General features: G+C 41.5%; 9 protein-coding genes. 7 read left to right on the forward strand and 2 right to left on the reverse strand.

From position 1 onward, the window contains the following. Window positions 1–5 precede the first annotated feature (5 nt). Window positions 6–3,179: an efflux RND transporter permease subunit gene (locus tag SANK73390_RS21995; RefSeq protein WP_462768425.1), complete on the forward strand. Its 3,174-nt coding sequence runs from the start codon at window positions 6–8 to the stop codon at window positions 3,177–3,179. Window positions 3,180–3,219: 40 nt separating this feature from the next. Here SANK73390_RS21995 and SANK73390_RS22000 read toward each other — a convergent pair whose 3' ends face one another. Beyond that, window positions 3,220–3,828: an N-acetyltransferase family protein gene (locus tag SANK73390_RS22000; RefSeq protein ID WP_462768426.1), complete on the reverse strand. Its 609-nt coding sequence runs from the start codon at window positions 3,826–3,828 to the stop codon at window positions 3,220–3,222. Window positions 3,829–4,008: 180 nt separating this feature from the next. Here SANK73390_RS22000 and SANK73390_RS22005 point away from each other — a divergent pair, with 180 nt between their 5' ends. From SANK73390_RS22005 to SANK73390_RS22030, 6 genes are read left to right on the forward strand one after another with little or no spacing between them, the layout of a single operon-like run. Next, window positions 4,009–4,605, forward strand: coding sequence for a PilZ domain-containing protein (locus SANK73390_RS22005; RefSeq protein ID WP_462768427.1), 597 nt, complete (start codon window positions 4,009–4,011; stop codon window positions 4,603–4,605). A gap of 54 nt (window positions 4,606–4,659) precedes the next feature. Beyond that, on the forward strand, window positions 4,660–5,697 hold the full coding sequence (locus SANK73390_RS22010; protein ID WP_462768428.1) for an agmatine deiminase family protein: 1,038 nt from the start codon (window positions 4,660–4,662) through the stop codon (window positions 5,695–5,697). 9 nt (window positions 5,698–5,706) lie between these two features. Beyond that, window positions 5,707–6,597: a carbon-nitrogen hydrolase gene (locus tag SANK73390_RS22015; protein WP_462768429.1), complete on the forward strand. Its 891-nt coding sequence runs from the start codon at window positions 5,707–5,709 to the stop codon at window positions 6,595–6,597. A 22-nt stretch (window positions 6,598–6,619) separates the two neighbouring features. Next, on the forward strand, window positions 6,620–10,108 hold the full coding sequence (mfd, locus tag SANK73390_RS22020) for a transcription-repair coupling factor (RefSeq protein WP_462768430.1): 3,489 nt from the start codon (window positions 6,620–6,622) through the stop codon (window positions 10,106–10,108). Beyond that, window positions 10,105–10,944, forward strand: a complete 840-nt coding sequence (locus SANK73390_RS22025) for a CsiV family protein (RefSeq protein WP_462768431.1) — start codon at window positions 10,105–10,107, stop codon at window positions 10,942–10,944. The genes mfd and SANK73390_RS22025 overlap by 4 nt, the downstream gene beginning before the upstream one ends. A gap of 13 nt (window positions 10,945–10,957) precedes the next feature. After that, window positions 10,958–11,206, forward strand: coding sequence for a DUF3862 domain-containing protein (locus SANK73390_RS22030; protein ID WP_462768432.1), 249 nt, complete (start codon window positions 10,958–10,960; stop codon window positions 11,204–11,206). Between the two features lie 60 nt (window positions 11,207–11,266). Here SANK73390_RS22030 and SANK73390_RS22035 read toward each other — a convergent pair whose 3' ends face one another. Then, a complete protein-coding gene (locus SANK73390_RS22035) occupies window positions 11,267–11,641 on the reverse strand; it encodes a rhodanese-like domain-containing protein (protein WP_462768433.1) in 375 nt (124 codons plus the stop codon). Between the last annotated feature and the right edge of the window lie 46 nt (window positions 11,642–11,687).

Consider the following 11,687-nt stretch of genomic DNA (forward strand, 5'->3'; position numbering starts at 1 on the left):
TGCTTATGTTTTCACGCTTTTTTATCGACAGGCCAATTTTTGCCTTTGTCATATCTATCGTCATTGTACTTGCAGGTCTTGCTGCAATGCGCAGTCTTCCAATTGCGCAATACCCTGAGATAGCCCCCCCTGTAGTCCAAGTTACTGCGGTATATCCAGGTGCATCAGCTGAGGTCCTAGAACAAACAGTTGCAGCACCCATTGAGAATGCGATTACAGGTGTTGAAGGCATGATGTACATGAGTTCAACAAGCACTAACTCAGGTGTTACAACGATAGCAGTCACCTTTGAAATAGGTACCGACGTTGACCAAGCAGCAGTCAATGTCAATAACAGGGTTAAACAAGTTGAAGCCCGTTTACCTGAAGAAACGCGCCGCCAAGGAGTGGTTGTTGCAAAAGGCTCTTCAAGCTTTTTACAGGTACATGCTTTTTATTCACCTGACGACTCGCGAACCAGTTTATGGACATCCAACTATGTCACGATGAATGTACTCGATAGAATAAAACGGATCCCAGGTACTACAAACGTACAAATCTTTGGGGCAAAAGACTATGCAATGCGTGTTTGGCTTCGTCCGGATATTATGAGTCAATTAGGTGTAACGGTTGAAGAAGTATCCGCTGCAATTCGAGAACAAAACTCCCAATATGCTGCAGGTCAAATTGGTGCAACCCCTACAGCAGAGCATGCACAGGAGTTGGTTTACAGCGTCACAGCTCAAGGTCGCTTATCAACAGTTGATGAGTTTGAGGATATATTAATTCGTGTAAATCCAGATGGCTCAAATTTAAGGCTAAAAGATCTTGCACGCGTGGAGCTCGGGTCCAAAGACTATAACTTTGCGGGTACAGCTAATGGCAAACAAGCAGTTTTACTTGGTATATTTTTACAACCAGGTGCTAATGCACTGGACGTTGCAGAACAAGTTAAAGAAACAATTGAGGAGCTGAAATCTCAATTTCCTTTAGGTTTATCCCACCTGACAGCTTATGACACAACCCGTTTTGTAGAAGTATCAATTCGGGAGGTGCTTATCACGCTTGGTGAGGCCATGATTCTAGTCTTTCTCGTGGTCTACTTATTTTTGCAAAACTGGCGAGCGACGCTAATTCCTACTCTGGCTGTGCCAGTATCATTACTAGGTACTTTTGCTGGCATGTATATGCTCGGGTATTCAATTAATACCTTAACTCTGTTTGGCATGGTGCTCTCCATTGGTATTGTGGTTGACGATGCCATTGTGGTGCTTGAAAACGTCGAGCGTATTATGCACGAAAAGCACGTAAGTGCGCACGAAGCTGCTATCCAAGCAATGCAAGAAGTAAGTGGCCCAGTTGTCGCCATTGTACTAGTACTATGCTCTGTGTTTGTGCCAATCGCCTTTTTAGGTGGGTTAACCGGTGAGTTATTTAGACAGTTTGCAATCACAATCTCTATCTCTGTCAGTCTGTCGGGTGTTGTGGCATTAACTATGACTCCCGCGTTGTGCGTGATGATTTTAAAGCATGAGCACAAACAAACAGCGGGCTTTTTTGTATGGTTTAACACTCTGTTTGCCAAAATCACTGCCCGTTATGTGAGCTCTGTTAGCTTCATGATTAGAAGAGGTTTATTAGGCTTGATACTGGTCGGTGCTATGGTCAGTGTTACAGGCATAATGTGGAAAAACACCCCCAGTTCACTTGTTCCAGACGAAGATCAGGGGTTCTATATTTCTGCCATATTCTTACCTGATGGGTCATCACTTGAGCGCACAGCAAAAGTGGTTGATGAAGTAATCGAAGCCGTGAAATCCAATCCGGCTAACGAGAACGTAATCGCATTCACAGGTTTTGACTTTATAGGCAATGGCTATAAAAACAGTGCTGCAACAATGTTTGTGACACAAAAGCACTGGGATGAAAGAGATGTGGATACTAAATCTCTGGTAGGCGAATTGTATATGAAAACGGCTCATATCAATGAAGCACTCGTGTTAGCTTTTAATCCACCCGCTATTTTTGGGTTAGGTAACACCGGTGGCTTCGAAGTTTACCTGCAAAATAAAGGCGCAGGCGGTAGCGAAAAATTAAAGCAAGGTATGCAATTACTCATGGGTGAAGCACAAAAAAGCCCTATACTTGCCAGTTTACAAACTTTGTGGCGACCAGATGCACCGCAGTTAAAAGTCCATATGGATAGAGAACAAGCAAGAGCAATGGGCGTAAATATCAATAGCGCATTTAATGCACTTGCTGCAAACCTCGGTACTTATTATGTCAATGACTTTAACAAATTTGGCCGCGCTTGGCAGGTGCTACTTTCTGCAGAAGCCGAATTTAGGATGACCCCTGAAGATGTAGGGAGAATTTATGTTAAAAATAATCAAGGTGACATGGTACCTATTTCCGCTTTCACTGACATAGAGTATAGTCGCGGTCCTGAAACCTTAGAGCGTTATAACAACCTATCAGCTGTAAAACTGCTTGGTGAACCCGCTCCGGGCTATAGCTCTGGTCAAGCAATCGCAGAAATGGAACGTATTGCACGTAAAGTGCTGCCTCCTGATATGAGTTACGACTGGACAGGTTCAGCCTTTCAAGAAAAGCAAAGCTCTGGCACTACAGGTCTGGCACTTGGTCTAGCAGTTATTATGGTATTTTTGATTTTAGCCGCATTGTATGAACGTTGGTCACTACCTTTATCAGTATTACTGGCACTACCCTTTGGTACATTTGGCGCACTCATATCAATCTGGATAGCAGGACTGACAAATGATGTTTACTTTCAGATAGGCTTGGTTACGCTGTTAGGGCTTGCCAGTAAAAATGCAATTTTAATCGTAGAATATGCGCTAATGAAACATCAACAAGGTTGGAGTGCAAGTGCAGCTGCACTTGAAGCTGCCAGATTAAGGTTTAGGCCAATAATCATGACCTCACTTGCGTTTATTTTAGGAGTTGTACCTCTGGTCATTAGTTCAGGGGCAGGTGCTGGTGCACGCCATAGCGTTGGCACCGGTGTTATGGGCGGCATGATGGCAGCAACTTTTTTAGCTGTATTTTTTGTACCATTATTCTTTTTTTGGTTAACCAATCGCCAGCTAACAGAAAAGCGCTCTCGCAAAGAGTTGGCTAATGAAATAGCACAGCAACATAAAAAAGAGCATGTTGATACCAATGAAGGTTTAGTCTAAAGGCTTTAAGAGGCGGCCGCTGGCCGCCTCCCTTATATTGCTAACTAAAATTAAAAACACTCTCTACTTCAATGCCATAACAAACTTCATCAAAAGGATATTTGTTCATCGTTAAGCCAAGAGTTTGGTCTAAACGAACGGCACCATACTTTTCATAAAACGCACAAGCTCGGATGTTTTTTGCATAAATCCATGTATATGCCTTGTGATAACCTTGTTCGTGCAACTTAAGTAAACGTGCCTTTAATAGTGCTTGCCCTATGCCCTTATTTTGATAACTTGGTAGAACATATCCGCGATATAATTCTCCCGCATTTAATTTACATACCTTACGGCTAACTGGGTTATGCAAATTTCGATATACCCCAGCTGCACCGCATGCAATAATTTTGCTTCCATCGCATAGCAAGACTGCACTATGTATGTTTGGCTTAGCTAACATCGCATGCCAGATATTTTCAAAAAAGTCTAATGTCCCTTTTTCTAATACTTCCTGCGGAAGAAATTCACTAAAAGCAGTATGCCAACTTTCAAAAGTTACACCTGCCATTGCTTGTGCATCTGATAAAACTGCATTTCTTATTATTAAATTGCTTGGCAAAGATAAAGCCATTGTCAGCGATCTTGCATCCTTTTCGATTATTTCCATATAAAGCCCCCGCTTTTAATTAATCATTAAGTAACAACTTAATACATTATTATTACAACACTTTATTTGTACAAATTATTATTCGTTTTAACACATTCTTTATTTTCATGCCGCGTGGCGTCTATGGCGTTTTACATGCTAAGCCGTTAATATTAAATAAAACACTAAATTGGTCATGTTATGAATAAGCAACTTCAAGACAATTTTGAGCAGTACTTTCAAATTGACGATATAAATCAAGTCAATCTAAAAGAAGTAAGCAATGAGGAAGTACCTAAAAGTGTGGCTGAACTAGAATTAAAAATACCAGCCCTATTCAAACTGGCTACGGAAATGAAAGAACTGGATCACAGCATGCTCAGCCCACTTCGTAATATGGGAGACTTAGCATCGGAGCTTGCGTCATTTTTACAAGCACAGTCGCGTAAAATTGATCTCATGATGAGTCATATATTAGCAACAGAACAACCTGATGAAGACAATATTTTTTGTGACTCATATGGCGGTGGCGGTATTCGCTTTAGCGATAATCTAGCACACCCTAAAGGCACTGCGTTTCGTACCAAGTTGTTTTTACGCCAAGAAGCGGCGGCAATTTATTGTTACAGTGAAGTGATTGATGTTAAAGCGTTATCAGATGAGCAATTTCAGCATACACTCGCGTTTACAAAAATAAGAGAAGAAGATCGTGAACTTGTCGTGCGTGCCAGCCTCCATGCTCAAACTAGGCAGTTAAAAAAACGCCAATCAGAACCAGATGAAGAACAAAATAGCTGACACCTTACAACACAGTGATAAACTATCACCTTGTTCATAAATTAATGTTTGATCATGACCTTTAGACTTTTACCTGAATGGGCACCCCAAGACGCCGTAATGCTGACTTGGCCACATAAAAAAACTGACTGGGTTGACATATTAGCGGAGGTGGAGCCGGTTTATGTCACGCTTTGCCAGCATATTAGCCAAATGCAATTTGTTGTTATCGTTGCACATGACGAGGCGCTAAAAGCGCATATCTCACAGCTGTTATCTAATGCAGGTGTTGAGCTTTCAAAGATCATATTTGTCGTTGCTCCATCTAATGATACTTGGGCTCGAGATCATGGTCCTTTAACATGTGCAAATGAACAAGGCGAACTTTGCATTAAGGACTTTACCTTTAACGGTTGGGGCAATAAGTTTGCAGCAAATTTTGATAATGCGATTAACAAGGCATTAGTCAAGCACACAGCCCATTGCACTAATCAATATCAGTCGTTTGATTTTGTGCTTGAAGGTGGTGGTGTTGAAATAAACGAGCATGGTGTATTACTAACCACTTCTGAATGTTTACTTAATCCTAATCGTAACCCTAACTACGATAAACAAAGTATTGAGTCATTACTAGAAAAAGAGCTTGGAGCGCAAAGTTTTTTATGGGTTGATCATGGCTACTTGGCTGGCGACGATACAGACAGCCACATAGATACACTCGTTAGATTCGCACCAAACAATACGCTTGTATACGTCAAGTGTGATGAGCAAAATGACGAACACTTTAGTGCGCTTGAGGCTATGGAAAAACAGTTGAAATCCTATAAGACAACCGATGGTGATGCCTATAAACTAGTCGCTCTGCCTTGGCCTAAAGCGGTATTCAATGACGAAGGTGAGCGTTTGCCAGCCACTTATGCCAATTATTTAATAATCAATAACACAGTTTTGGTGCCCCTTTACAACGATAGCCATGATGCACTTGCCTTATCTCAAATACAAAGTGCCTATCCAGAACACACCATTATTGGCATTGATTGCCTGCCCATTATTCACCAATTTGGTAGCCTGCACTGTATCACAATGCAACTACCGCGCGGTTTTTTGAAATAGGACCAACCCATGAATTCACAAATACTCAAAGTTGGCTTAGTACAACATGCTAATACTAGTAACGTGGCAAACAATGCAGCAAAAACTGAACAAGGTATTCGGGGTGCAGCAGACCAAGGTGCAAAGTTAGTAGTATTGCAAGAGCTACACCGCAGCCTATATTTTTGCCAAACTGAAGATACTGACTTGTTTGACTTAGCTGAAAACATACCAGGACCCAGTACAGACTTTTATGGCGCGTTAGCAAAAGAGCTCGATATTGTAATTGTTACGTCATTATTTGAAAAACGTGCCACGGGCTTATATCACAACACAGCAGTTGTAATTGAACGAGATGGTACTATCGCAGGAAAGTACCGGAAAATGCATATTCCAGACGATCCTGGATTTTATGAGAAGTTTTACTTCACCCCGGGCGACCTTGGCTTCACCCCTATTGAAACATCTGTAGGAAAATTAGGCGTATTGGTATGCTGGGATCAATGGTTTCCAGAAGCTGCAAGGTTAATGGCTATGGCAGGCGCAGAATTACTTATCTATCCAACAGCAATCGGTTGGGACCCTCGTGATGATAAAGATGAACAAATACGCCAGCGTGATGCTTGGATTATTTCCCAAAGAGCGCATGCTGTCGCCAATGGCGTACCTGTCATTAGCGTCAATCGTGTTGGCCATGAGCTAGACCCAAGCGGCCAAAGTGACGGTATTCAATTTTGGGGCAACTCTTTTGCAGCAGGCCCCCAAGGAGAAATGCTCATTCATGCGAGCGAAAACCAAGAGCAAACTCTCGTCGTTGAAATCAACCAAGCACGCAGTGAATCAGTGCGTCGAATTTGGCCATACCTGCGGGATCGTCGCATCGATCATTACGACGATCTTTGTAAGATCTATAGAGACTAATAACCACAAATAGGAGTGTTCAATGGCCTCTGCGCATTGGAGCGAACTACCTTGGGTAAAAAGCCCAAACGATAAAATCCATTGGGGTCAACTCAGTGGCAGCGGCTTAAGTGTGGCGCTAAGCGCTGGTATTGCACAACACCATGAATTGGTTGTTATTGTTACCCCAGATACACCTTCGGCCCTGCGCTTAGAAACAGAGCTTGAGTATTTATTACCAGAGCGCCCAGTGATGGTATTTCCTGATTGGGAAACTCTGCCCTATGATCACTTTTCACCACATCAAGATATTATTTCTCAACGCCTAGCATCTTTAAATGCACTGAAAAGACAAAGCGACAGCGTATTAATTGTACCAGTTGCTACTTTGATGCTTCGTACCGCCCCACCCGCTTTTATTTACGGTAATGCACTTAAATATAAAGTAGGCGATATCATTGATGCACAGCAACTCAAATTATCATTGAGTGAATCTGGCTACCGTCACGTGCAGCAAGTCATGGAGCATGGCGAATTTGCGGTTCGCGGCTCAATTGTAGACTTATTCCCCATGGGTAGCCCACACCCATATCGCTTTGATTTTTTTGATGATGAGTTAGATAGCATCCGATTATTTGATATCGAAACTCAACGCTCTAGTGACAAAGTCGATGACATTGATTTACTCCCTGCACATGAATTTCCAACTAACGAAGCTGATATTGAACGTTTTCGAGTTGCTTATCGTGAAGTCTTTGGCGCAAGTGCAGAACAAGATTCTATTTACATGCAAGTAACCAAAGGTCATTGGCCTGCGGGGATAGAATATTACCTACCACTGTTTTACGAGCAACTTGCTACCATCTTTGATTATTTACCTGATAATGCAACGTTCATGCACCTAGGCGATATTGAGCATTCGGCCAATATTTTTTGGCAGGATGTAGAAAAGCGATATGAAAATCGTCGAGTCGACCCACTTAGGCCATTACTAAAACCAGTTAAACTGTATCAGCCTATTGATGAACTATTCAGTAACTTTAACCGATATGCACGTATCAAGCTCAGCCAAGCCAAGTTAGGCACGAAAGCTGGCCATACAAATTTGGCCGCAAATGAACTTACAGATATTCGTATTGATCATATACTGTCACAGCCTTATAGCGCAGTATTGGACTATATTGCAGCGCAAAAACAACAACAATCACGCGTTATATTTAGTGTTGAATCAGATGGTCGACGTGAGTCGCTAATCACCTTGCTAAAACCCAGCGGACTAAAGCTTAAAGAGTTTGACAACTTTTCAAAATTTATCAGCAGTAAAGCAGATGTCGGCCTGATTGTAAGTCCACTTGAGCAAAGCGTATGTTTGGCAGGCTCATCAAAGTTAGACAAACCAGCTTTAAGTATCATTACAGAGCAAGAGCTCTTAGGGATTAAAGTATCGCAGCGTCGACGTCGTAAACATAAATACGAGCAAGGCCAAGATGCGCTTATTCGCAATTTAGCCGAATTAAAAGAAGGTCAGCCGATTGTACACCTTGATCATGGTGTTGGCCGCTACATAGGCTTACAGACGATTGATGCCGCAGGTGTTGCAACTGAGTTCGTCACCATTACCTATGCCAGTGAAGCTAAATTGTATGTGCCAGTATCAGCATTACATATGCTAAGCCGTTACTCTGGTGGTGAGGAAGCGTCAGCGCCACTGCACAAACTTGGCTCTGATGTATGGGAAAAAGCCAAACGCAGAGCGGCTGAAAAAGTCAGAGATGTGGCTGCTGAACTACTTGATATTTATGCCAAGCGTCAAAGCAAACCTGGTTTTGCGTTTAAGTTAGATGGCGCAATGTACCGCGACTTTGCAACAAGTTTTCCATTTGAAGAGACCGATGACCAACGCAATGCCATAGAAGCTGTTTTAGCTGATATGCAATCAAACCAAGCAATGGATAGGTTAGTGTGTGGTGATGTTGGTTTTGGAAAAACGGAAGTAGCCATGCGTGGCGCATTTGCTGCTATAAATGATAATAAACAAGTTGCTGTATTAGTGCCTACTACTTTATTAGCTCAACAGCATTTTGAGAACTTTAAAGACCGCTTTGCCGACTTACCCGTTGAGGTAGGCGTACTATCGCGTTTTAATAGTTCAAAACAACAAAAAGAGACACTAGATAAACTATCGACTGGTCAAATTGATATTGTAATTGGCACTCACAAACTGATCCAAGAAAACATCAAGTTTAGTGATTTAGGCTTACTAATAGTAGATGAAGAGCACCGTTTTGGCGTGCGTCAAAAAGAAAAAATCAAACAGCTAAGAGCCGATGTAGATATACTAACGCTCACTGCAACCCCGATTCCACGTACATTGAATATGGCAATGAGCGGTATGCGTGACTTATCTATCATCGCAACACCACCTGCAAAACGTCTGGCAATAAAAACCTTTGTGAAAGAGCGTAATGATGAACTTATCCGCGAAGCAATTTTACGAGAGATCAAGCGCGGTGGGCAAGTTTACTTTTTGCACAATAATGTAGAGACAATTGAAAGAACAGCCGCAGATATTGCACAATTAGTGCCAGAAGCAAGCGTTGCGGTTGCTCATGGACAAATGCGAGAGCGAGAACTTGAGCACTTGATGAGTGACTTTTATCATCAAAAGCATAACGTATTAGTATGTACTACTATTATCGAAACTGGCATTGATATACCTACTGCAAATACGATTATCATGGATAGAGCAGACCGGTTAGGGCTTGCGCAAATGCACCAGTTACGTGGTCGTGTTGGGCGTAGCCATCATCAAGCGTACGCTTATTTGCTTACCAAAAGTACGCAAACTTTAACTAAAGACGCAGTTAAGCGCCTGCAAGCGATAGAATCACTAGAAGACTTGGGCGCCGGTTTTGCCCTAGCAACCCATGATTTAGAGATACGCGGAGCTGGTGAGCTACTTGGGGATGACCAAAGTGGCCAAATTCAATCGGTAGGTTTTAATTTATACATGGAGATGCTTGATCAGGCCGTACAAGCACTCAAAGATGGCAAAGAGCCAACGCTTGATAATCTTTTACAACAACATACTGATGTTGAGCTTAAAATTCCCGCACTGCTCCCCGATGACTACATTCCTGATGTTAATATGCGTCTTAGCATGTACAAACGCATTGCCAGTGCAAAAAGTGCTGATGAATTAGATGAGCTTCAAGTGGAGTTAATTGACCGATTTGGTTTACTGCCTGATGCAGCTAAAAACCTATTTCAAGTACAGCTTTTGAAAATAAAAGCCAGTGACTTAGGTGTCAGTAAAATTGAGGCAAATATTAAGGGGGGTTACTTTGAGTTCAATGAAACAACCAAAGTTAACCCAGCATTCATCATTGGTTTGATACAAAGCAACCCGCGCGTGTACAAAATGGAAGGTGCCAACAAACTACGCTTTGCCATTGAAGAAAAAAATGCCAAAGAGCGCTTAAAGCTCATTGATGCTATGATAGAGGACTTTCAGAAAAAGGCTGTTGCATGAAGCACTTAATATTAAAATCAGCGTTCACTTTGTTGCTAATTACACAACCGTTCTCAGCACATGCAGTACGTTGGTTTGAGGTAGAAATGATTGCTTTTGAGCAACAACCTGCGTCGATGTTACGTGAAGACTTTACATTGGCTCACCCTGAGATTGACGGTAAAAATCAACGCGATTTACTCACCAGAGGCTTCAACGCGCAAGGACAGCAGCGCTGCCTTGACGGCGACTCTGATTTTGACCCTCGTGCGCTAATAAATAAGCTAGATGGCTCTTATTCTTGGAGCTGCCCTGAAAGCTACGATTATATTTCTCGCTATGAGACATTACCTATTTCACCCTATGCACAACCACAAGAGCATATGGACAACATTTATCTATTGTCAGAGCAACAATTACAATTTTCAAATATTTTAAAAAAACTGCAACGCAAGGGACAAAAACCGATTTTACATACGGGATGGCGATTTCCGGAGCAAAATCAACGGCGGGCCCCTTTTATCAAAATCTACGGGGGAAAACGGTTTAAATCTCCAGTCAGTAATAAACTTGTCAATACAGTGCAGCAAGATGGATATTCAGGACTCTTAAATCCACCTTTTGAGTTACACAAAGAAGGTGACAAAGATAATTGGCAACTCGAAGGGTTACTAAAGATCCATGTGCGGCATTACTTATATGTAACAAGCAATCTTGATATTCGTTATCAATTAGAAGATGGTGCAATTGAAAAAGCAAGAATGTCACAGTTTACACGTGTCTACAGCGGAGACATACACTATTTAGATCATCCAAAGCTTGGAATTATCTTTCAAATTAGAAAATATCAACACTAGGAACGGGGAAATCATGAAGAAGCTATTAGTTGCTGCGGCAATATTAACACTTGTTGGCTGCTCAAAAGTCAATATTGAAAACTACAATAAAGTAACTGTCGGAATGGATAAAACAGAAATTGAAGCAATTTTAGGTTCTGCAGATAATTGTGAAGAAAAAACTCTACATACTAACTGTATCTGGGGTAATGAAGACCAGCATATCAAAGTGACATTAGTATCCGAGAAGGTTACCTTATACACACAAAAAGGCTTAAAATAGTATTTAATAAACCTAAGAAGTTAGTTTCTTAGGTTTATTTACATCACCCACAATTAAATACTAATTTTTTAACACAGGCAGTTTTGCATTTAACCAACCGTTCATGTCTCCTTCTAGATGCAGCAAGTTAAACCCTTTTTCTTGTAATGCATCGATAAAAATACCTGCTCTACGGCCAGAACGGCAATAAACAACAAGTTGGTCGCTTTTTACCTTGTTAAGTAAAACTGTATGCTGTTCAATTGCATTAAAGGGAATATTAATTGCACCTTTTAAGTGCCCTGTCGCAAACTCTTCTGCACTGCGAACATCTATGATCGTATACGGATGCTTTGACATTTGATTGCTCAACAATTGCTGTTGCGTAATCGTCTGTTGAGCACTCACTTTGAATGTAAAAATAAGTAATAAAGCTAATAAATACCTTAATAACATCGTTATCTCCCTACATTTAAATTTCAACTTAATCTTGAGCAACATA

The sequence above is a fragment of the Pseudoalteromonas sp. SANK 73390 genome, from assembly GCF_054966645.1.

Coding starts and splice junctions, on each gene's coding strand:
- SANK73390_RS21995 (WP_462768425.1), top strand. CDS start 6: ATGTTTTCACGCTTTTTTATCGACAGGCCAATTTTTGCCTTTGTCATA.
- SANK73390_RS22000 (WP_462768426.1), bottom strand. CDS start 3,828: ATGGAAATAATCGAAAAGGATGCAAGATCGCTGACAATGGCTTTATCT.
- SANK73390_RS22005 (WP_462768427.1), top strand. CDS start 4,009: ATGAATAAGCAACTTCAAGACAATTTTGAGCAGTACTTTCAAATTGAC.
- SANK73390_RS22010 (WP_462768428.1), top strand. CDS start 4,660: ATGACCTTTAGACTTTTACCTGAATGGGCACCCCAAGACGCCGTAATG.
- SANK73390_RS22015 (WP_462768429.1), top strand. CDS start 5,707: ATGAATTCACAAATACTCAAAGTTGGCTTAGTACAACATGCTAATACT.
- mfd (WP_462768430.1), top strand. CDS start 6,620: ATGGCCTCTGCGCATTGGAGCGAACTACCTTGGGTAAAAAGCCCAAAC.
- SANK73390_RS22025 (WP_462768431.1), top strand. CDS start 10,105: ATGAAGCACTTAATATTAAAATCAGCGTTCACTTTGTTGCTAATTACA.
- SANK73390_RS22030 (WP_462768432.1), top strand. CDS start 10,958: ATGAAGAAGCTATTAGTTGCTGCGGCAATATTAACACTTGTTGGCTGC.
- SANK73390_RS22035 (WP_462768433.1), bottom strand. CDS start 11,641: ATGTTATTAAGGTATTTATTAGCTTTATTACTTATTTTTACATTCAAA.